Here is a 20727-nt window from a genome sequence, read left to right on the forward strand (position 1 = left end):
GGAGAGGGGGTGCCGTGGCGCGTTGCCTGGTCACCGGGGCGACCGGTTACATCGGCGGCCGGCTGGTCCCCGAACTGCTCGCGGCCGGCCACGAGGTCCGCTGCATGGCGCGCTCCCCCGACCGGCTGCGCGACCTGCCGTGGGCGGACCGCGTCCAGGTGGCGGTGGCCGACGCGACCGACCCCGAGCGGTCCCGGGCGGCCCTCGACGGCGTCGAGGTGGCGTACTACCTCGTGCACACGATGGGCGCGACCGGCCGGTTCGCCGAGCGCGACCGGCTGGCGGCGCGGACGTTCGCCGAGGCGGCGGCACGGGCCGGGGTGCGCCGCATCGTCTACCTCGGCGGGCTCGTCCCCGACGAGCGGCTCTCCCCGCACCTGCGTTCCCGGGCCGAGGTCGGCGAGATCTTCCTGCGAGGCGACGTCCCGGCGGTGGTGCTGCGCGCCGCGATGATCATCGGGTCGGGTTCGGCGTCGTTCGAGATGCTGCGTTACCTGACCGAGCGGCTGCCCGTCATGAGCACTCCGCGCTGGGTGCGCAGCCGCACGCAGCCCATCGCCGTGCGTGACGTGCTGCGTTACCTCACCGCCTGGGCCGGCGTGCCCGGCACGGTCAACAGGGCGTTCGACATCGGCGGCCCCGACGTGCTGACCTACGCGGGCATGATGCACGGGTACGCCTCCGTCGCCGGTCTGCCCCGACGGGTGATCATCCCGGTCCCGCTGCTCAGCCCGAGGCTGTCGAGCCTGTGGGTCGGGCTGGTCACGCCGGTTCCGCCGGGCATCGCGCGGCCGCTGGTGGAGTCGCTGCGCAACGAGGCGGTCTGCCGCGAGCACGACATCGCCCGGTACGTGCCCGACCCGCCCGACGGGCTGATCGGCTTCCGCCAGGCGGTGGCCCTGGCCCTGACGAAGATCAAGGGAGCCGACGTGGCCACCCGGTGGTCGTCGGCCTCCCACCCCGGCGCCCCGAGCGAACCGCTGCCGACCGACCCGGCCTGGGCGGGCGGCAGCCTCTACGTCGACGAGCGCAGCCGTGAGGTGGCCGCCGCCCCTCAGACGCTGTGGCAGGTCATCGAGGGCATCGGCGGGAACAACGGCTGGTACTCCTTCCCCGTCGCCTGGCAGGCCCGGGGGCTCCTGGACCGGCTCGTCGGCGGGGTCGGGCTGCGGCGCGGCCGACGGGACGCCGCCCGGCTGCGGGTGGGCGACTCCATCGACTTCTGGCGCGTGGAGGAGGTGCTGCCCGGGCGGCTGCTGCGGCTGCGCGCCGAGATGCGGCTGCCCGGCCTGGCCTGGCTCGAACTCGGCGTCACCCGCTCCGGCGACCGCACCGTCTACACCCAGCGGGCGATCTTCCACCCGCGCGGCCTGCTCGGCCACCTCTACTGGTGGGCGATCTCGCCGTTCCACGGCCTGATCTTCGGCCGGATGCCCGTCAACGTGGCGGCGGCCGCCGCACGGAACGAGTCCCGGCCGTCCGGGTAGGCCACGCCGACACGGGCGGCGGCATTTGACCTGGAGCCCGCTCCAGGCGACATGGTGGAACCATGCACGACGCCATGAGAACGCGCACCATCGGTCACCGTCACGTCGGGGTCATCGGACTGGGCGCCATGCCCATGTCGGTGGCCGGGCACATGCCGGACGAGAGGCAGGCGATCCGTACCGTTCACGCCGCCCTGGACGCCGGCATCACCCTGATCGACACCGCCGACGCCTACACTCCCTCGCACACCGACATCGGCCACAACGAGCGCCTGGTCGCCCGCGCCCTATCCCAGTGGTCGGGCGACGCCGGCACCGTGCTCGTCGCGACCAAGGGCGGGCACACCCGCACGCCCGGCGGCGGCTGGTCCGTCGACGGCAGCCCGGCGTACCTCAAGCAGGCCTGCGACCGCTCCCTCAAGGCCCTCGGCGTGGACAGCATCGGCCTCTACCAGCACCACCGGCCCGACCCGGCGGTGCCGTACGAGGAGACCATGGGCGCGCTGAAGGAACTGCACGACGCGGGCAAGATCCAGATGGCCGGCATCTCGAACGCCGGCCCGGACCAGATCAGGCTCGCGCACGACATCCTCGGCGACCGCCTGGTCAGCGTCCAGAACGAGTACTCTCCGCGCTTCCGCTCCAGCGAGCCGGAGATCGACGTCTGCGCCGAGCTCGGCCTGGCCTTCCTTCCCTGGTCCCCGCTGGGCGGCATGAGCAGCGCCGGGGAGCTGGGCCGGCGGCACGCCGCCTTCACCGAGATCGCCGAGGCGCACGGCGTCTCCCCGCAGCAGGTCTGCCTCGCGTGGGAGCTCGCCCGCAGCCCCGTCGTCATCCCGATCCCCGGAGCCAGCCGCCCGGAGACGATCCTCGACTCCGTCGCGGCGGCCACGCTGGAGCTCGGCGAGGAGGAACTCGCCCGCCTCGGCTGACCGCGGGGCAGGACGGTTCAGCCGTCCTTCCGCGCGGTCGCCTCGCGTACGGCCGGGGCGATCTCCGCGGCCCAGCGGCCGAGCGTGACGGGATCCGGCGCGGAGTGATCGGCGGCGAAGAGCGTGAAACCCGACGCGCCGTGCTCCAGGACGGCGCCGGTCAGCTCCTCGACCCACTGGCCGACGGAGCCGCCGATCCAGCGGCCGTCGCCGTCGCGGGTGGCGGGCAGCGGCCGCTCGGTGACGCGTCCGGGGAAGTTGAAGACGGTGCGGATCTCGCGGGGGTCGCGGCCCGCGGCGGCCGCCGCCTCGTCGATGATCGGCCGCGAGGTCCGGTACCGCTCGCTGAGCCAGTCGGCCGCGTGGCCGGGGATCCAGCCGTCGGCCACGCGGCCGGTGGCAGCCAGCGATCGAGGGCCGACCGATCCGGTCCACACGGGAGGTGCGGCCACCGGAGCCGGCTCGATCCGCTCGACCTGGTAGTGGCGGCCCCGGTAGGTGACCGGGGGGCCGCCGCCCGACAGCAGCCTGACCAGGACGATCGCCTCCTCGAAGGCGTCCACGGCGTCGCTCGGCGACAGCCGTGGCACGCCCATGGCGGAGATCCGGTCCCACAGCCCGCCCGCGCCCATGCCGAGCACGACGCGGCCGCCGGACAGCGCCGACAGCGACGTCACCGTCCGCGCCAGCATGGCAGCGGGCCGGGTCGGCAGGTTGGTGACGTTGGCGAAGCCGGAGATGCGCCGCGTACGCCCGAGGACGAAGGCGAGGGAGGCATAGGCGTCCAGGCGCCCGCCGAGGTAGGGATGGTCCGACAGCGAGAACAGGTCGAGCCCGTCACGATCGGCCTGCTGGACCAGGCTCAGCAACTCCGGCGCCTGCTCGACGCCGCTGTGCGCGCCGAAGCCGAAGACGACTTCTCGTACAGACAAGGGTCTGCCTTCCTTTTTCGATCGGGTGGTTCATCGTCGATGGGGGTGATCACCGGGCGTCCGCCCGGAGGGCGGGCTCGGGTCCGTCCGGCGCGGGCGGCGCGAACGGCTCGTCCGCGGCTCCGCTCCTTCAGGCGCTGCCGAACTGTTCGGTGAAGCGGCCGGTGAACAGGTCGGCGCCCTTGTACTGCGAGACCGTCTCGGCCGTGACGACGACCGGGCCGTCGGGTGTGGGCAGCTGGCCGACGCCGCCGCGCGGTCCGAGCGGGAGCAGGATCATGGGGTGGGGCAGGGGCCGGTAGGTGGCCGTGGGGCGCTCACCGTTCAGGTGGGCGGTGATGTTCCTGGCGACCACCTCGGCGTGCTGCATCGCGTATCCGGCCATCTTGGCCTCGGCCACGTCGGTGATGTCGCCGATGGCGTAGACGTGCTCGTACACGGTGTCGTGGCCGCGGACGTTGAGGGTCTCGGTGACGGCGACCTGTCCCCGCGGAGTGCGGGGGGCGAGGCGGCCGTCGGCGAGGTAGCCGCTGTTGACGCGTACGCCGTGGGCGCGGAACCAGATGTCGGCGGTGATCTCGTCGCCTCCGGCGGTGGTGACGGTGAAGGTCCCCGCCCGGCCGGGCTCGGTCGGCGGCGGCGCCACCAGGCCGGTGCCCAGCCGCAGCCGGACGCCGAGCTCGTCGAGCTGGCGGTAGAGGTCCTGGCGCATCTCCGGCCGGAAGCCGGCGAGGTGCTGTCCGGTCGGGTCGGCGACGGTCACGTGCTTGTGCGGCCAGACCTCCTTGATCTCCCCGGCCAGCTCCAGACCGACCGGCCCGGCGCCGAGGATCAGCACCCGGTCGGCGCCGGCCAGTTCCTTGTGGGTGCGACGCAGGTCGTCGAGGGCCTCGCCGGTGGAGTCGGCGTCGGGCTTGGCCGGATAGGCGTAGCTGGAGCCCGTGGCCAGGACCAGGTAGTCGGCCTCGACGCGCCGGCCTGAGGCCAGGGTGACGCCGCCGGGGTCGACCGAGACCGCTCGGTCGCGGATCACCGTGCCCCGCGTCAGCCACCTGTCGTAGGGGAAGAACATGGCGCCGGCCCAGTCGGGCTGGGTCAGCGCCCGCAGCGACCCGGCCGTGTTGACGAACGCGTCCCGAGGGTCGATGAGAACGACGTCGGCCTCCGCGTCCAGCGCCTTGGCCAGCGCCGAACCCCCGTAGCCTCCGCCCACGACCGCGACCGTACGGCTCATGATTTCACGCTCCTACCGAAAAGAAGAGTTGCAGTTCGTGCTACGAACCATATTAGTTCGTGCTACGAACTGCAACTCCGGTGCCAGGAGCGGGCGTTTTCAGCGGGTGCGGCCGGCCGGGGCTCCCGTGTCGGACTCCGGGAAGACCGCCGGGGTGTTGTTCTCCAGCACGACCCGCCCGAGCAGCCCGGCGAGCGCGTCGCGTTCGGCGTCGGTGAGCCCCGTCGCCAGCTGCTCGATCCGCCGGCAGGTCTCCTCGTAGAACTCCGCCGCCAGCCTGCCGCCCCGCCTGGTGAGCGCGACCCGCACCGCGCGCGAGTCCTCCGGGTCCGGCCTGCGCTCCACCAGGCCGTTACGCTCGGTCCGGTCCACCAGCCCGGTCAGGCTCGACTTCGCCAGTCGCAGCGTCGCGCCCAGCTCGCTCATCCCGTACGGTCGCGCCATCAGCACGCACAGCAGCTGACCCTGCTGCGCGGTGAGGTCGTACTCGCGGGCTGACTCGGCGTACACCGCGTTCACCAGGAACGTCGACCGCACCAGCCCGGCCACGACCCCGATCTCTCCATCATTCTTCTCGGCCACGCGGCCATGGTACCGAGAATCACCGCTCAATTCGTGGGACGAACTAGCTGTGGCGGCGCCGTTCCCGGCGTTCTCCGCTCCAGGGCGTGGGCGGTGACGCGCGGCGACGGACGCGGGCCTCGCGCCGCGCGAACTTTCCACCCGCCGGAGGCGTCCAACCCGTCAGGGAGCCGCCGGTCATCGTGAGGCCGGTGACTTCGCGCGCGAGGAGCCCACCCGCCCCCTTCCGGGCGGGTGGGCTCTTGCTCATCCGCCGGGCCGCCACGCCGAAAACTGCAATGGACTTAAAGTTTGCAGTAGGCTCCAGAACATGAGCGAAGGGCTGCGGGAGCGGAAGAAGCGGCAGACGCGGCAGCGCATCAGCGACGTGGCCATCGGCCTGTTCGTGGAACACGGCTTCGACAACGTCACGATCAACGAGGTCGCGGCCGCCGCCGAGGTGTCGGTGAACACCGTCTACAACTACTTCTCGGCCAAGGAGGACCTCGTCCTGCCGCCCGAGGAGGCGTCACCGCGGCGGCTGGCCGACATCGTGCGCGAGCGGCGGCCCGGCGAGTCGGCGGCGGAGGCCGTGCTGGCGCGGCTGCGCGAGGAGGTGCGCGGGCGCGCCCGCCGGGTGGGCCTGGACGAGGGGTTCGGCCGCGTCCTGGAGATGATGCGGGCCGCCCCCACGCTCACCGCCCGGCTGGAGAGTCTGGGCCACCAGATGACCGACGCGCTGGCCGACGTGCTGGCCGAAGAGACCGGCGCTGCTCCCGATGACCCGCTGCCTCGCGTCATGGCCTGGCACATCGGCAGCCTGCACGCGCTGGTCCTGTCCGAGATCGGCCGGCGCACCGCCGACGGGGAGCGGCCCGACGAGATCGCCGCGGCCGTGCTGCGGCTCATCGACACCGCGCAGGACGTGCTCGGCGAGCGCGTCCTCGCCTATGCCGTACGAGAGGAGTCCGCATGACCGTGTTCAGAGTGACGATCAGAGGCAAGTTCGCGAGGCTGGACGCCGAGGGCCGGGCCGCCGTGCTGGCCGCGGCCGGCACGGCGTTCACCGAGGCCGGGACGTTCACCCATGACGCGGGTGTCACCGCGTTCACCTTCCGCTGCGAGGTCCCCGCCGGGCCCGACGACGGCGAGGACGAGGCGGCGCTGGGGGCGATGGCCGCGCTGGAGGCGTTCGGGCTTCCGTACGAGATCCTGCGGCTCGCGGTGACGGACATGCGGGAGATCAAGGTGCGGCGCAGGGGTCGCGCCGCCGCCGGCGGGCTGACGGGCTGACGCGGCCGGGGGAGGCGGTCAAGCCGTCACCCTGTCCAGGAAGGAGCGCAGGTCGGCCCGGACGCGGGCGACCTTCTCCGCCCGGGTGAGCGACTCGTCGACGACGCCTCCCCCCGCGGCCTGCCTCCTGCCGCGGGGGGAGGCGGGCCGGTGCGCACGTACTGCCCGACCGAGTCGCCCTGGCGGCCCGCCTCGCCGGTCCGCCGCGCCGGTCCGCCGCGCGGTCATCAGCGCCACGCCGCCGTTGGTGTGCGTGGTCAGGCACAGCGAGCACATGCTGCGCGCGGTGAAGCCGCGTGAGGGCCACCGGCCTGACGGCCGCCGATCGAGCCCGGCGAGAAGCGGGGCTCCGGAGCTGCCAAGATCGTCAGTAGTTCACCGAGAAAGCGGGTAACTCATGACATCAGTGGTCGGCGTCTGCATCGGCCGCACATGGTCGCGCACGGTCCTCACGGACGAGACCAGGAAGCTCATCGGACGTCGGGCTCAGCTCGTCGAGTTCGATCCGGACGTCGGTCCACGGCAGGACGTCCGCGTCCTCGTCACCGGATGGGACGCCACGGCGCTGACCGGGGAGGTGCTGGACCGGCTGCCGTCGCTGGAGCTGGTGCTGCACGCCGCCGGCAGCGTACGGGGGATCGTCACCGACGCCGTGTGGACCCGTGGCGTGCGGGTCTCCACGGCCGCCGCCGCCAATGCCGTGGCGGTCGCCGACTTCACCTGCGCCCAGGTCCACCTGTCGCTGAAGAACGCCTGGCGGCTGGCCCTGGACGCCCGCACGGCACGGGCGCCGGTGGCCAGGACGGGCGTGCGCGGCGTGGACGGGGCCACGGTCGGTCTGGTCGGGCTCGGCCACATCGGGCGGCTCGTCGCCCGGCGGCTGGCAGCGAGCGGCCTGCGCGTGCTCGCCCACGACCCGTACGCCGGCGAGCAGCAGGGAGTCGAGATCGAGGATCTGGACACCGTCATCGCGCGCAGCGACGTCCTGTCGCTGCACGCGCCGCACAACGCCGCCACCCACCACATGATCTCCGCGGCCCGCCTGGCCCTGATGCCGGACGGCGGCACGCTGCTCAACACCGCCAGGGGCGGGCTCGTCGACCACGACGCGCTGGTGGAGTTCCTGACCGCCAGGGACGACGTCTTCGCCGTGCTGGACGTGACCGAGCCGGAGGAACTGCCGTCCGGGCATCCCCTCTTCACCCTGCCGAACGCGCTGATCACCCCGCACATCGCGGGCAGCCTCGGCACCGACCAGGCCAGACTCGGCGAACTCGCCGCCGGCGAGCTCTTCCGCTTCCTCGACGGCCTGCCCCTCGAGCACGAGATCAGCCGGGACGGCCTCGCGTTCTCCGCCTGACCCCTCCGCGAGAACCGGCCGCCGCCCCGACCCGGGCCGAGGGTGGCACGCCTGCCCTGGGGCGGCCGGTGCGCGGCTGCTCAGGCCGCGGACCAGCCGCCGTCCACGGGCACGATCGCGCCGTTGACGAAGGAGGCCGCGTCCGAGGCGAGGAAGAGGGCGGCGTCGGCCATCTGCTCGGGCTGCGCCAGCCGCTCGCCGAGGGTGAGCACGGGAGACAGCCGGGCCGCGCCGGCCGGGTCGAGGGTGGTGTTCGTGACGATGCCGGTCAGGGTGGGGCCGGGCAGGATGGCGTTGCAGCGGATGCCGTCCTTGGCGTACGCCCAGGCGACGCTGCGGGTCAGGCCGACGACGCCGTGCTTGGAGGCGGTGTAGGCGGCGCCGGCGGCGCCGCCGCGGATGCCCGCCTCGGACGCCGTGTTGACGATCGCGCCGCCGCCCTGGCTCAGCATGTGCGGCAGCACGGCGTGCGTGACGAGGAACGTCCCGGTGAGGTTGACGCGCAGCACCCGCTCCCAGAGGTGCGGCGGGATGTCGGCGGGCAGCGCCATCGTGTCCATGATCCCGGCGTTGTTGCACAGGACGTCGATGCGGCCGTACGTGCTGATCGCGGTCTCGACCAGCGCGGCCACGGAGTCCTCGGCGGAGATGTCGGCGGTCACGGGAAGGGCGGCGTCGCCGATCCCGGCGGCCGTGTCCGCGGCGCTGCCGGCGTCGATGTCGCACACCACGACGCGGGCGCCGGCCGCGGCGAAGGCGACGGCCATCGCCCGGCCGATGCCGGAGCCCGCTCCGGTGACCAGCGCGATGCGCTTGTCGAAGGTGGGGATGGTCACGTGCGCGTCCTTTCGAGGGGGAGTGACGGCGGCCGGGCGACCACGGCACGCGCTGGAGGGCGAGGGTCCGGCGACAGCCGCGCCGTGACGCGCTGCTCGACAACCGGACAGTGCTGTCCGGTTGTCACCGTAACGCGCCCGCCCGGCCGGTGTCGAGGCCGACCGGATGACATCGTCCGGTTGCTACGCTGGCCGCCATGCCGGACGCCCGCCGTACCAACCGAGGGCCCAGCGCCGCCGCCGCGAACCGGGCCGCGCTGATCGCGGCGGCCCGTGAGCTGTTCGCCGCCGATGGCTACGACGCGCCGCTCACCGCGATCGCCCGCGCCGCGGGCGTCGGCCAGGGCAGCCTCTACCGGCACTTCCCCGACCGTGTCAGCCTGGCGCTGGCCGTGTTCGAGGACGGCGTCGGCGAGCTGGAGGCGCTGGCCGCCGAGCCCGGCACGACGCTCGACGACGTGCTGGCGCTGATGACGGAGCAGACGATCGCCTCGACGGCGTTCATCGACATGGTGAGCGCGACGCCGGCCGACCCGCGTGTCCTCCGCGTGCGCGACCGCGTGGCGGCCCTGCTGGACGGCCCGCTCGCCGAGGCCCGCCGGGCGGGGCGCGTCCGCGCGGACGCCACCGTCGACGACCTCGTCCTCGCCGTCGCCATGATCGCCGGAGTGCTGTCGAAGTACCCGGCGGCCGTCCGGCGCCAGACCGCCGAACGGGCCTGGACGCTGCTCCGCAGCGGCCTCGACTCCCAGGCCAGGGGTGGCGGATGAGCTGACGGCCGACGTGCTCGGGTGCCGGTGCCGACCGCGGGGAAACGCCGCAGGGGCAGGTCCGCGCGGAGGGGCGTCGTCCGGCTCCCGACCGCTCCGACCGCTGGATGGTTAGGGTGGCGGCATGGTCACAGTCGAGGACGTGCGGCGGCTCGCGGTGACGCTGCCGCGTTCGTCGGAGCACCTCGTCCGGGATCGGATCAAGTTCCGGGTGGGTTCGATCGTGTACGTGTCGTTCTCGCGTGACGAGACGGTGCTGGGCTTCGCCTTCCCCAAGGACGAACGCGCCGCGCTGGTGGCCGCCGAGCCGTCGAAGTTCCTCCTGCCTCCCGAGAGCGACCTGCGCTACAACTGGGTGTGCGCCCGCATGGCCGTCCTCGACCACGACGAGATGTGCGAGCTGGTGGTGGAGGCCTGGCGGATGGTCGTGCCGAAGAAGGTCTACGCCGCCCGAGCCGCTCAGGGCTGGCCCGGCGGAGGCTCACCGTGACGAGTGCCGGCCACGTCCCCGGGCCCGCCGTGTGACGACGGCGTCCCGCGGCCCGGTCCTCCGAGGGCCGCGTCGGCGGCCCACCGGGGCGTCGGCCCGCAGGCACGGGCGTCCCTCCACGTGCCCCGCGCCGGTACGATGATCGGCCGGAAGGCGCCACCCAAGGATTTCCCTATTACCTACCAGTTGTATTAGGTTTTAGGTCGATCATGTACCCGACCCGCCCCGCACGCGGCCGAGCGTGCCAGGGCCAGGAGCACGATGACATCGCCTGTGGACCCGCTTCAGGGAAGCGGTGACAAGGAGCTCGACCGGCTGCTGGAGCAGTTCAGCGGCGAGGTCGCCGCGCTGCGGGAGCTTCAGGAGCAGATCGCCGGGGTCCGGGGCCGCGGCACGGACGAGCAGGGGCGTGTCACCGCCGAGACCTCGCTGACCGGCGCGCTGGTCGGTCTCACGATCGATCCGCGGGCTCTGCGGCTCGGCTCGGCCGAACTGGCCGAGGCCGTGCTCTCGGCGGCCGGCCAGGCGACCGCCGACGCCGAAAGGCGGGCCAGGGAGCTGGTAGGGCCCTTCCTCGACGGCACCCCGCTGGACCCGGGCCGTTGAGCGTCCGGCCCGGACGGGTCTCGATCTACGCCACCGGCACGCTCGGGATCGCGGCGTTCGTCTTCAAGATGCTCGCTGTCGAGTACCCCGACGGCGACCCGGCGCGCGCCCGGCAGGCCCGTGACGTCTGGTCGCGGCTCGCCGACCGCCTCGAGCAGAGCCCGCAGTACACCTACCCCGCCGCCGAGGCGGTGTGGAAGAGGAACGCCGGCGAGGGCGTCGAGGCGTTCAAGGAGACCGTCACCGCCGGGCTCTACCCGCCGCCTCCCGACGTCGGATACCCCGGCCTGCTCGCCCAGGTCTGCCGCCGCAACAGCGAGGCGTGCGAGGAGTACGCGGACGTCGTCGAGACGGCGCAGCACGCCTACTGGACGGCCGCCCTGGCGAACTTCGCGAGCTTCGTCTTCATCACCACCTTCCCCTGGCAGGCGGGGGTGGCCTACCAGATCACGCAGTTCCTCATCCGGCGGCTGCAGGCGAAGATGCTGTCCAAGCTGCTCGAACACGCCGTGGCCAGGATCGTGGCCAGCAAGCTCACCGAATACACGATCGGGAGCACGTTCTTCGCCGTCGGCGACGTGGCCGTGGTGGCCGGCGTCCGGGCGGCACGCGGCGAGGACCCGGGCTCGCTCGGCGACAACACCAGACAGGCGTTGAAGGAGTTCGCGGCCTCGGTCGCCTTCTACGGGGTGTTCGACGCGGCGATGCCCGCGGCCCGCGCCGTCACCAAGAACGCCGACCTCCAGTACTTCCTGGGACGCATGGCCGGCGGCTCGATCGGCTACGGGCCCAGCTACGACCTGCTGAACGGGCAGAGCGGTGGGGAGCTCGTCCCCACCTGGAAGGAGACCCTGGGCAGGATCCTGCTCTACTTCACCATGGCCCACAAACCCGCCGGCTGAGGAGAGACTCATGACCGAACCCCCGGAGCGGCCGGAGAGCGTCACGCTGACGCCGGAGGACACGCTGTGGAGCCTCGCCGAGGAGTACTTCGAGGACGCCTCGCGGTGGAAGGCCATCTACGAGGCCAACCGCGACGTCCTCGCCGACCCCGCGGCGGTCCGGCCCGGCATGGTGCTCCGCCTGCCCATGGAGATCTATCCCCGCCACCTCAGGGCGGTCGCCGGCGTCTTCGAGGACGAGGCCGTCGATCTCGCGGACGTCGCCAGGCAGGCGGCCGACGACCTGAACGCCATCGGTGACTTCTGGGGCCAGGGCACGCTCGGCACCACCTTCTTCAAGGGGGAGGGCGGCGAGAGGGGGTACGAGGCCGTCTCCGGCCAGTTCACCCAGGGCCTCAAGTCGCTGGAGGAGGGCCATCAGGGGATCGGCAGGCGGCTGCGCCTGACGGCCGACCGCGTCGAGGTGGCCGACTGGGAGAGCGTCGCCGCGATCCTCGCCGCCCTGCCGGACCCCGAACAGCCGTGACCTAGCGGATGCCCTCCCTGCGCAGGGTGGCGGCCAGGGCGCGGGTGTGCCGCACCAGCGCTTCGGTGACACGCTCCACCAGCGCCGGCGCGAGCCCGTCCGGCACCGAACAGCTGATCGCGTCCGTGGCGGGAATGCGGTAGTCGACCGTCGCGGCCACGCAGGCCACGCCGGGCGTGCACTGCCCCCGCTCGTAGGCCCACCCCCGGACGCGCACCCGGTCCAGCTCGCCGGCGAGGCGTGCCCGGTCGGTGACGGTGTGCTCGGTGCGGGCCGCCAGCGTGGCGGGCAGCAGGGCCGCGACCTCGCCGTCGGTGAGCTGGGCGAGCAGCACCTGGCCGAGCGCGGTCGCGTGGGCGGGCAGCCGCCCGCCCACCTTGGGCGGCGTGTGCGGGGCGTCTCGCGCCTCCCGCGAGCCCAGGAAGATCACGTGCGCGCCGTCCCGGCGGGCGAAGTTCACCGTGTGGCCGACCTCGGCCCGCAGATCGTCGAGGGCCTGCCGGGCGAACGGCAGCGCCGGGTCCTTCTTCAGGTACGCGGTCCCGGTCAGCAGCGCGTGCGGCCCGATGCCGAACGTCGACGTGGCCGGGTCCGCCTCCACCCAGTTGAGCTCGACCAGCGTCCGCATGAGGCCGTGCAGGCTGCTGCGCGGGAAACCGGTGCGCTGCTGGAGCTGCGACAGGGTCAGATTCCCGCGCGCCTCGGCCAGGGTCTCCAGAACGCGGACCGTACGCTCGGCCGACTTCATCAACGGGGGCTTCATGCTCGTTCCATCTCGACGTGCACCGATGGTGTCAGCATATGGGTTGCCGTCCAGATATATGGACATGCAACCGGTGAACGGGGCCGTCACACAGCCCGCACCCTGCGGCAAGTCCACGTCAACGGTGGCCATGCACCTGTTCCGCGTGCCGGACGAGCGGGCGTGAGATGCTGATCTCCGGCCGCCGCGCCTGGAGGCCGGCGAGCGACGTCGTCGCACGGCCGAGTCGCCTGACGGGGAACGGATCGAGGCTGTGGAGGCACGGTTGCGACGGTGGAGGGAGACTCCCGCGTTCTGGCGCGTGCTGACCCTCGTCCTGGCGGGTCTCCCGCAGCTGCTCAGCACCGAGCATCCCTTCGTCGGAACGGATCCGGCTGACCACGGCGAGGAGGTGAGCCGTGCCCCGGCGGACACCGCGACGGTGGCGATGATCGCCACGAGCCGCTCACCGCTCGCTCTCCGGCTGCTCGAGTACGCCCTGGAATCCGGCCTGGTCCTCCTGCTGGCCGCCGTCGTGCTCGTGCTGCCCGGGGAGCGCGGCCGCCGCGTCAGGTTCTGGGCGGCGGCGGCCCTGGCGGTTCTCGGGCTGGCCCTCGGCTACGCCGGGATGTCAGCGCTGGACAGCAGCGACCTGTCGATGGGATACCTGCTGGTTCTGTCCCCGTTCTACCTGCTGGCCGCGGTCACCCTGGTCATCGCCGAGCGACGGACCGCCCCCAGGCAGGCCGAGGACGAAACGCCCACGAGCGATCAACCGTGACGGGCCGCGCGCGCCCCCCGTCCGATCCGTCCGCACCGTGACCGGCCGGTGCGGCCCGGTCGCGCCGTCCGGGTCCCCCGCCCGTGGTCCCGTAAGGCCGGCGGAAGGAAACCTTAAGGGCCTGATGGGAGGGTTGACTCATCGCCAAGGCGGACACGCCGCCGCAACATCCCGAGAGGAACCCTCATGCGTACGTTCAAGCTCCAGGTCCAGACCACCGTCGACGGCTACCTGGCCGGCCCGGGCGGGGCGATGGACTGGCTGGCGGGCCCGTGGACCGACGACCTCAACGCCTACGTCGACGAGCTCAGCCGGCCGGTGGACTGCATGGTGCTGGGCCGCAGGCTCGCCGAGGGGTTCATCCCGGCCTGGGCCGCCGGGCCCGAGGGCGAGGACCAGAAGTCCATCGACTGGATGAACGCCACACCCAAGGTCGTGATCTCCAACTCCCTCACCGAGTCGCCGTGGGAGAACGCCGTCGTCGCCGGCGGCGACCTCGCCGAGACCGTGCACCGGCTGAAGGAACAGCCGGGCGGCGACATCATCACCTACGGCGGGGCCACGCTGGCGGCCGAACTGATCGCCAAGGGGCTGCTCGACGAGCTGCACCTGTTCGTCAACCCGGTCGCGACCGGGGGTGGCCTGCCCGTGTTCGCCGCCGGCGCCCGCCGGCGGCTCCGCCTGGTCGCCGCCCGCCCGTTCGCGTGCGGCGTCACCGCCCTGCACTACGAGCCGGAGCGCTCCTGAACCGCCGGGGACCGGGAAACGGCTCCGGACGGCACCTTGCGCGGCGGCCACCCGCCTCTACGGTGGCTGTGTGGGTGAAGCAGCGAAGGAACAGCCGCCGCCGCGCCGGCGGAGCGGGATCGGGATCGTGATCGCCGTCTCGGCCGCCGGGGTCGCGGTGGTCGCCGTGCTGACGTTCCTGCTCTGGCCGCTCGCGGACCTGATCGCGGCGCACGACGTGGAGCATCTCGCCGGGCCCGAGCGCGGCAAGGAGCTGCGCGTGGCCAGGGACGCGGCACGCGGGCGCGTCATCCAGGTCCTGGCCGGAGTCCTCGCCCTGGGCGGGTTCGTCTACACGGCGCGCACGTTCAACCTGGCGCGCCAGCAGAGCGAGCTGAACCGGCAGACGCTCGAACTGGCCATGCTGCAGGCGCGCGAGCAGACCGAGGCCACCCGGCGGTCGCTGGAGCAGAGCGAGAACGCCCAGCTGACCGACCGATTCATGCGTGCCGTCGACCAGCTCGGCAACGAGGCCGCCGACATCCGGCTCGGCGGCATCCACTCGCTGGAACGCATCGCCCGCGACTCGCCGCGCGACCATCCGGCCGTCATGGAGGCGCTGGCGGCCTTCGTCCGGCGGACGTCGCAGTCCAGGCCCGGCCCCGTCACGCAGGTTCCGCAGGACCTGCAGGCCGCGATGACGGCGCTGGTCCGCCGGTCGGCCGACGCGGACCAGGGGCGGCTAAGGCTGCACGGCGCCCGGCTCGACCACCTGGACCTCGTGGGCGCCAAGCTGGCCGGAGCCGACCTCACCGGTGCCGTGCTGGCCGGGGCGGACCTCACGGCGGCCGACCTGAGCGGGGCGACGCTGGACGACGCCGACCTGCGCGGTGCCCGGCTCGACGGGGCGAGGCTGGGCGGCGCCCGGCTCGCCGGCGCCCTGCTGAAGGCGGCAGGCCTCCCCGGCGCCGATCTCGCCGGGGCCGAACTCGGCGGCGCCGACCTGCGCGGGGCGAACCTGCGGCACGCCAGGCTCGCGGATATCCGCGCCGTCGGGGCCCGGTTCGCTAAGGCCGACCTCACGGGGGCCGACCTGGTGCGGGCGGACCTCACCGAGGCCGAACTCAACGGCGCGATCTTACGCGACGCGGGACTGGCCAGAGCGGTGCTGCGGCGGGCGACCCTGTCGGGGGCCGACGCCGAGCGCCTGTCCGCGGCTGGTGCCGTGCTGGCCGGCGCCGTGGCCAGCGACATATGCCTGACGTGGGCCGACCTGAGCGGCTGCGACCTCACCGACGCCAACCTGTCCGGCGCCGAGCTCCGGCAGGCGCGGCTGGACGGCGTCGACCTGACGGTGGTCAAACTCGTGGGCCTCGACCTGACCGACGCCATCGCGGCCGACGGCGCGCGCGTACCGTCAGGCTGGGAACGCCTCCCGGACGGCCGCCTCACCCGCCGCCCATCCTGACGCGCCCGGCCTGACGCGCCCATTCTGACGCACCCGGCGGTAGGAGCCCGGCCTGACGCGCCCGACGGTACGAGCCCGGCCTGACGCGCCCGACGGGACGAGCCCGATCTGACGCGCCGGCCTGACGCGCCCTCCTCACCCCTCCTGGCGCACGGCCTGCGCAGGGACACGCCCCGACGTGGCGGCCGGGTCAGGTCATGTCCCGGTCTTCCCGGGGCCTCATGTCGCGTGGTCGCTCATCTCGGTGACGAGGTCACGGTGCAGGGCGTGGGCCTCGTCGTCCTCGGCCGCCGTCATGACGGTGCTCAGGATGGCGACCGCCGCCGTGCGCTGGCCGGTGCCCGCCAGGGCCCTGGCCAGCTCGACCTTGATCGACCGGTCCGCCGGCAGGCGCGCCGCCGCGGCGCGGAGCAGGCCCTGGGCGGCCGGGAGGTCGCCCCGGCTGAGCGACAGCCGGCCGATCGCCGCCAGCATGACCCCCACGGACGCCTTGTCCCGCTGGGTCTCCAGCAGCACGAGGACGCGTTGGTAGGCGTCCTGCGCCACGGCGAGCTGACCTCGGGCGAAGGCGACGTTGCCCAGGATGGTGTGCGCGTCGATCTGCAGCCGCAGGTCGTGGGTGGCGGTCGTGACGACGTGGCGGGCGTGCCGTTCGGCTCTGCTCTGGTCGCCGTCCGCGAGCGCCTCCAGCGCGGCGCGCAGCCGGTCGGAGAGCCCGAGCGCCGGGACGCCGAGGGCGCCGGCCTGCCGGGCGAGCTGCCCGAGGGGCGCGAGAAGGCGGTGGCCGAGGACGTAGGTGCGCGCGCCGCCGCTGACCGTCACCCGCAGGACGGACCGCCGCACCAGAGCCCGCAGCACCGCGTTGGGCATGCCTGCGGTTTCGGCGGGACCTTCCGCCAGCGTGCCGGCCGCTCCTGACGGGGCGACCAGGTGGGTGGCCAGCCACCCGCACAGGCGGACGGGGTCATGGTCGAATGCGGCCGCCACCCGCCAGATCGCATCCCACAGCACGCCACGGATCGCGCCGTCGGTCACCCCCGACGGGTCGCCGCCCGACGGGTCGGCGGCTGCTCCCACGGGACCGCCTGGCGGATCGCCCGATGCAAGGGCGCCAGGTGCCGGGTCGCCGGGTGCCGGGGTGACGGCTGACGAGGTGACGGCTGACGGGGTGCCGGGAGGCGCGCCATGGCCCTGGGGCCAGGTGCGCCACAGCCACAGGCACGTGGCCTGCAACTGCCACGGCTGCACCGCCTCCAGGTGCTCGCTCGCCCGCACGCGGCCGGTCTCGTCGACGATCCGCTCCGTGGCCAGGTCGTCGGCCAGCGCCTCGGCCGTGGCCGGGGGAACGACGCGGCCCGCGTCGCGCAGGGGGCGGCCCAGCGCCTCGGCCGCCGCCGCGGGGGCGAGCCCGCCCAGCCCGAACAGGGCGATGTCGGGGAAGAGCCCCTCCGCCTCGCCGAGGAAGGCGTCGAGCCAGTCGTCGCGGATGCACAGCAGCAGGTGGACGTGCCGGGCCGGGGCGAGCAGGCCGAGAAGCTCGCGCCGCGCGGCGTCACGGTCGCCCGCGTAGGCGTCCTCGAGCTGGTCGACGGCCGCGAGGACGGGCCGGGAAGGGCGCCCGGCCCGCCGCAGGAACCGGTGGACGCCCGCCGGGGGCAGCGACGTGTCCGGCACCCAGCTCCGCAGCAGCGCGCGGACGAGCGGGTTGGCCGACGGGATCGCCGCCTCCGGGAACACCGGTCCGGCCGTTACTCCGCCCACCGGAAGCACATCTGCCCCAATTCGCCGCAAAAGGGGTAGAACACCGGCATGAAGAAGGGAGGATTTCCCTATTCCGGAAGGCCCGTGCAGAACCGTCAATGCCCGGGTGCGCCAAAGCGCTGCGAGCTGCGCGGACTCCTGAGCGCGTCCCCTGAACAGGCCCTCTTCCGTCGACCGGTAAGGGCGCAAGCCAGGAAACGGGCAGGCGGTATTGGGGGCCATCACGTTGTTCGCGGCCATGACCAGTACCTTGCGACGGTGGACACTGCAGCAACGATAGAGGAAACGCCGGGGCCGGCGGGTGACTTGCGCAGGTCGTCGTGGCGTCGCAGGGCCCACGGCGGGGCCTGGCGCGGACGCCCGCGCATCACTGCTGCTCGTCGGGTGGCCGGGACGACGGCGGGTCGCCGCCGAACAGCGGCTCCGCCGGATCGGCGTCGGCGGCCAGAATGCGCATGACCACCTGATGGAGACGCCGCTGCCCGATCGATCCCATGGCGGACAGCGATAAATCGGTCAAATCGACAATTTCGGTCTCGACGTCGCGCGGAGAATGCGCCATCGTGGCCCGATCTCCTTCCGTTCACCCCGGTAATCATCATCACTTGCCCATCATGGTCTTGGCTACCGTCTTCCTTGCTCAAAAACCGCGGCGTTCATGTCTACGATGACTGTGTGCTGAGTTTTATGGAGCGGACATGACCGAGATGCGGCGCAGGCCTCACGTGTGGGGGCGGGTTCCGCCTCGCAACAAGGACTTCACCGGACGTGAGGAGCTGCTCGAACAGCTTCGCCGCGGGGTCAGTGGTGGCGTCACGGCGGTGCTGCCCACCGCGCTCCACGGACTCGGCGGAGTAGGCAAGACGCAAATCGCAGCAGAGTACGCACATCGGTATAAATCGGACTATGACGTGGTCTGGTGGGTCCCGTCGGACCAGCCCCTGCTGATCGCCTCGTCGATCGCCCGGCTCGCCCCCTATCTCAGCCTGCCCAAGGCCAACGAGATCGGCGTGGCCGACGCCGCCGAAGCGGTGATCGAGGCACTGCGCAAGGGCGAGCCGTACGAGCGGTGGCTGCTGATCTTCGACAACGCCCACGCGCCCGAGTCGATCATGGAGTTCGTGCCCGACGGGCCGGGCGGCGTCCTGATCACCTCCCGCAACTTCGCCTGGAACGGCGTCGTGGAGACCCTGACCGTCGACGTCTTCTCCCGTGCCGAGAGCCGGCAGTTCCTGGACCGGCGGGTGCCCGGCATCGTCGGCAGCGAGGCCGACGCGCTCGCCGAGGCGCTCGGCGACCTGCCGCTCGCCCTCGACCAGGCCGGCGCGCTGCAGTCCGAGACCGGCATGCCGGTCACCGAATACCTGGCCCTGCTCCGCAACCAGACCGGCAAGCTGCTGGCCGAGGGCCGGCCGATGGAGTACGACGTGCCGCTGACGGCGACGTGGGCGCTGTCGGTGGCCACGCTGCGCGAGGAGCAGCCCGACGCCGTCGAGCTCCTGCACCTGCTGGCCTTCTTCGGCGCCGACCCGATCCCGCGCGACGTCCTCAGCACCAGCCGGGGCACGGTGGAGCCGCCCCTGTCGGACATCCTCGACGACCCGCTCCGGTTCAGCCGCGCCGTCGGCGCGCTCGGCCGCTACGCGCTCGTGCAGATCGACCGGGAGCACCAGACGCTCCTGGTCCATCGCCTGGTGCAGGCTCTGTTGCGCGAGGACGTCAGCGACAGCGACCGCGACAGGTTCCGGCACAACGTGCGGCGGCTCCTGGCGGAGGCGGTGCCGAGCGAGCCGGACGACACCGCCACCTGGCCGGCGTTCGCGCGGCTCATGCCGCACCTGGGGCCCGCGGAGATCGCGCAGTCCGCCGACCCGGCGGTCCGGCCGCTGCTGCACGACGTGGTCCGCTACCTCTACCAGTCGGGCAACGCGCCGGGAGCGCTGGCCCTGGCCCGCGAGTGCGTCGAGGCGTGGCAGGCCGACCCCACCCCCAACCCGCGCGACCTGTGCACGATGAAGCGGCACCTGAGCATCTCGCTGCGGTTCGTGGGCCGCTACCGCGAGGCGTTCGAGGTGGGCTCGCAGGCCCTCGCCGAGGCCGAGCGAGACCTGGGCCCCGACGACGAGGAGACGCTGCGGCTGACCAACAACCACTGCACGGACCTGCGGGCGATGGGCCTGTTCGCCGACTCGTTCGCGCTCAGCTCCGCGGCGGTGGAGCGGCACCGCGCCGCCTTCGGCGAGATGGACGAGCGCACCCTCCGCATGCGCACCAGCCTGGCCCTCGACCTCACGCTCACCAGCCGGTACGAGGAGGCCGAAGGCCTGCTCAAGCACGTCTACAGCGCGCTGCGCGACCTGTACGGTACCCCCAACCACCCCACGGCCCAGATCGTCATGAACAACCTGGTCCGGGTCATCAGGCTGCGCGGCGACTACGCCGAGGCGCGTGAGCTCGGCGAGGACGTCTACGCGGTCGGGGTGGCGACCCTCGGCGCCGACCACCCGACCACGCTGCGGGCCGCCGGCGACCTGGCCATCGCGATGCGCAAGGCCGAAGGCGGCTCCGAAGAGGTCGTGGCCTACGTCGAGGACCTCGTGCAGCGCTACCGGCGCCTGATGGGCGACCAGCATCCGGACAAGCTCGCCGCCGAGATGGCGCTGATCAACGCCTACCGCGAGGCGAGGCGGGTGGAGGCGGCGGTGCCCGTCGCGGAGCTGGTCACGCTGGCCTACGGGAAGATCAACGGCCCGGACCACCCCTACACCCACGGCTGCCGCGGCAACCTGGCCCTGCTGATGAGGCTGCTGGGGGAGCATGAGAGGGCGCGGGAGCTGCACGAGCTCTCGGCGAGACGGCTCAGCGAGCTGCTCGGGCCGGCCCACCACTACACGCTCACGGCGATGCTCGGCCTCATCGCGGACCTGTCGGCGCTCGGCAGGTGGGACGAGGCGGTGTCGGCGGGGGAGGAGACCCTCCAGCACCTGCGGCAGCTGCTCGGCCCCGACCACCCGATGGTGCTGGGCTGCGTGGCCAACCTGGCGCTGGACCTGACCCGGCTCGGCAAGGAGGAGGCGGCGCGGCAGCTGCGGGACAAGGCGCTGGGCCGCCTGCAGCGGCGGCTCGGCGCCGGACACGCGTCGGTGCTCGCCATCACGAACGGCGAACGGCTCGACTTCGACTTCGACCCGCCGCCGATCTGAGCACCGCCGCCCATCTGAGCACCGCCGCCCACCTGGCACCGCTGCCGCCCTGAGCACCGCTGCCGCCCTGAGCACCGCCGCGCCTGACAGCGCCACCGCCCCGACCTGACACCGTGG

General features: G+C 73.0%; 21 protein-coding genes and 1 pseudogene. 14 read left to right on the plus strand and 8 right to left on the minus strand.

Going from position 1 to position 20727, the window contains the following annotated elements; genetic code table 11:
• Positions 1–14 precede the first annotated feature (14 nt).
• A complete protein-coding gene (locus CXR44_RS29665; protein WP_101789434.1) occupies positions 15–1487 on the plus strand; it encodes an SDR family oxidoreductase in 1473 nt (490 codons plus the stop codon).
• Positions 1488–1549: 62 nt separating this feature from the next.
• Positions 1550–2419, plus strand: a complete 870-nt coding sequence (locus CXR44_RS29670; protein ID WP_342748608.1) for an aldo/keto reductase — start codon at positions 1550–1552, stop codon at positions 2417–2419.
• Positions 2420–2436: 17 nt separating this feature from the next.
• Here CXR44_RS29670 and CXR44_RS29675 read toward each other — a convergent pair whose 3' ends face one another.
• The 3 genes from CXR44_RS29675 to CXR44_RS29685 form a co-directional block, all read right to left on the minus strand.
• On the minus strand, positions 2437–3351 hold the full coding sequence (locus CXR44_RS29675; RefSeq protein ID WP_101789435.1) for an LLM class flavin-dependent oxidoreductase: 915 nt from the start codon (positions 3349–3351) through the stop codon (positions 2437–2439).
• A 130-nt stretch (positions 3352–3481) separates the two neighbouring features.
• Entirely contained in the window at positions 3482–4585 is a 1104-nt protein-coding gene (locus CXR44_RS29680) for an NAD(P)/FAD-dependent oxidoreductase (protein WP_101789436.1), read from the minus strand.
• Between the two features lie 99 nt (positions 4586–4684).
• Entirely contained in the window at positions 4685–5167 is a 483-nt protein-coding gene (locus tag CXR44_RS29685) for a MarR family winged helix-turn-helix transcriptional regulator (protein ID WP_180903767.1), read from the minus strand.
• A gap of 310 nt (positions 5168–5477) precedes the next feature.
• Between CXR44_RS29685 and CXR44_RS29690 the strand changes: the two genes are divergently transcribed.
• The gene (locus CXR44_RS29690; protein ID WP_101789437.1) at positions 5478–6122 is read left to right on the plus strand and encodes a TetR/AcrR family transcriptional regulator; all 645 of its coding nucleotides are present in this window, start codon (positions 5478–5480) and stop codon (positions 6120–6122) included.
• Positions 6119–6439, plus strand: a complete 321-nt coding sequence (locus CXR44_RS29695; RefSeq protein ID WP_245899545.1) for a DUF6204 family protein — start codon at positions 6119–6121, stop codon at positions 6437–6439. The genes CXR44_RS29690 and CXR44_RS29695 overlap by 4 nt, the downstream gene beginning before the upstream one ends.
• An 18-nt stretch (positions 6440–6457) precedes the next feature.
• Here CXR44_RS29695 and CXR44_RS29700 read toward each other — a convergent pair.
• A pseudogene (locus CXR44_RS29700) lies at positions 6458–6727 on the minus strand (FBP domain-containing protein); the annotation flags it as partial.
• 109 nt (positions 6728–6836) lie between these two features.
• On the opposite strand from CXR44_RS29700, the gene CXR44_RS29705 reads away from it, so the two are divergent.
• Positions 6837–7799 carry a hydroxyacid dehydrogenase gene (locus CXR44_RS29705; protein ID WP_101789439.1) on the plus strand — a complete coding sequence of 321 codons (963 nt, stop codon included), beginning with the start codon at positions 6837–6839 and terminating at the stop codon, positions 7797–7799.
• 80 nt (positions 7800–7879) lie between these two features.
• On the opposite strand, the gene CXR44_RS29710 is transcribed toward CXR44_RS29705, so the two are convergent.
• A complete protein-coding gene (locus tag CXR44_RS29710) occupies positions 7880–8635 on the minus strand; it encodes an SDR family NAD(P)-dependent oxidoreductase (protein WP_245899547.1) in 756 nt (251 codons plus the stop codon).
• Positions 8636–8832: 197 nt separating this feature from the next.
• Here CXR44_RS29710 and CXR44_RS29715 point away from each other — a divergent pair, with 197 nt between their 5' ends.
• From CXR44_RS29715 to CXR44_RS29735, 5 genes are all read left to right on the plus strand, one after another.
• Positions 8833–9405 carry a TetR/AcrR family transcriptional regulator gene (locus tag CXR44_RS29715; protein ID WP_101789440.1) on the plus strand — a complete coding sequence of 191 codons (573 nt, stop codon included), beginning with the start codon at positions 8833–8835 and terminating at the stop codon, positions 9403–9405.
• Between the two features lie 124 nt (positions 9406–9529).
• Positions 9530–9895 carry an MmcQ/YjbR family DNA-binding protein gene (locus tag CXR44_RS29720; protein WP_101789441.1) on the plus strand — a complete coding sequence of 122 codons (366 nt, stop codon included), beginning with the start codon at positions 9530–9532 and terminating at the stop codon, positions 9893–9895.
• 261 nt (positions 9896–10156) lie between these two features.
• A complete protein-coding gene (locus tag CXR44_RS29725; protein WP_101789442.1) occupies positions 10157–10501 on the plus strand; it encodes a YbaB/EbfC family nucleoid-associated protein in 345 nt (114 codons plus the stop codon).
• Positions 10498–11403 (plus strand): WXG100-like domain-containing protein, encoded by a 906-nt coding sequence (locus CXR44_RS29730; protein WP_101789443.1) that lies wholly within the window; start codon positions 10498–10500, stop codon positions 11401–11403. Before CXR44_RS29725 ends, CXR44_RS29730 begins: the two co-directional genes overlap by 4 nt.
• A 10-nt stretch (positions 11404–11413) precedes the next feature.
• On the plus strand, positions 11414–11929 hold the full coding sequence (locus CXR44_RS29735; RefSeq protein WP_101789444.1) for a LysM peptidoglycan-binding domain-containing protein: 516 nt from the start codon (positions 11414–11416) through the stop codon (positions 11927–11929).
• Between the two features lies 1 nt (position 11930).
• On the opposite strand, the gene CXR44_RS29740 is transcribed toward CXR44_RS29735, so the two are convergent.
• Complete coding sequence (locus CXR44_RS29740) at positions 11931–12692, minus strand: IclR family transcriptional regulator (RefSeq protein ID WP_101789445.1); 762 nt, start codon at positions 12690–12692, stop codon at positions 11931–11933.
• A 265-nt stretch (positions 12693–12957) separates the two neighbouring features.
• Here CXR44_RS29740 and CXR44_RS29745 point away from each other — a divergent pair, with 265 nt between their 5' ends.
• The 3 genes from CXR44_RS29745 (at position 12958) to CXR44_RS29755 (ending at position 15646) form a co-directional block, all read left to right on the plus strand.
• Positions 12958–13452, plus strand: coding sequence for a hypothetical protein (locus tag CXR44_RS29745; protein WP_144070129.1), 495 nt, complete (start codon positions 12958–12960; stop codon positions 13450–13452).
• A 186-nt stretch (positions 13453–13638) separates the two neighbouring features.
• On the plus strand, positions 13639–14199 hold the full coding sequence (locus CXR44_RS29750) for a dihydrofolate reductase family protein (protein WP_101789447.1): 561 nt from the start codon (positions 13639–13641) through the stop codon (positions 14197–14199).
• 70 nt (positions 14200–14269) lie between these two features.
• On the plus strand, positions 14270–15646 hold the full coding sequence (locus CXR44_RS29755; RefSeq protein ID WP_144070130.1) for a pentapeptide repeat-containing protein: 1377 nt from the start codon (positions 14270–14272) through the stop codon (positions 15644–15646).
• Between the two features lie 219 nt (positions 15647–15865).
• Here the strand turns inward: CXR44_RS29755 and CXR44_RS29760 are convergent, their stop codons facing one another.
• Both CXR44_RS29760 and CXR44_RS29765 read right to left on the minus strand, forming a co-directional pair.
• A complete protein-coding gene (locus CXR44_RS29760; RefSeq protein ID WP_342748609.1) occupies positions 15866–17647 on the minus strand; it encodes an nSTAND1 domain-containing NTPase in 1782 nt (593 codons plus the stop codon).
• 127 nt (positions 17648–17774) lie between these two features.
• Positions 17775–17969 carry a hypothetical protein gene (locus CXR44_RS29765; RefSeq protein ID WP_101789450.1) on the minus strand — a complete coding sequence of 65 codons (195 nt, stop codon included), beginning with the start codon at positions 17967–17969 and terminating at the stop codon, positions 17775–17777.
• 136 nt (positions 17970–18105) lie between these two features.
• On the opposite strand from CXR44_RS29765, the gene fxsT reads away from it, so the two are divergent.
• Positions 18106–20610 (plus strand): FxSxx-COOH system tetratricopeptide repeat protein, encoded by a 2505-nt coding sequence (fxsT, locus tag CXR44_RS29770; RefSeq protein ID WP_101789451.1) that lies wholly within the window; start codon positions 18106–18108, stop codon positions 20608–20610.
• Positions 20611–20727 lie beyond the last annotated feature (117 nt).

Source organism: Nonomuraea indica, assembly GCF_002850745.1.
Taxonomy (GTDB): domain Bacteria; phylum Actinomycetota; class Actinomycetes; order Streptosporangiales; family Streptosporangiaceae; genus Nonomuraea; species Nonomuraea indica.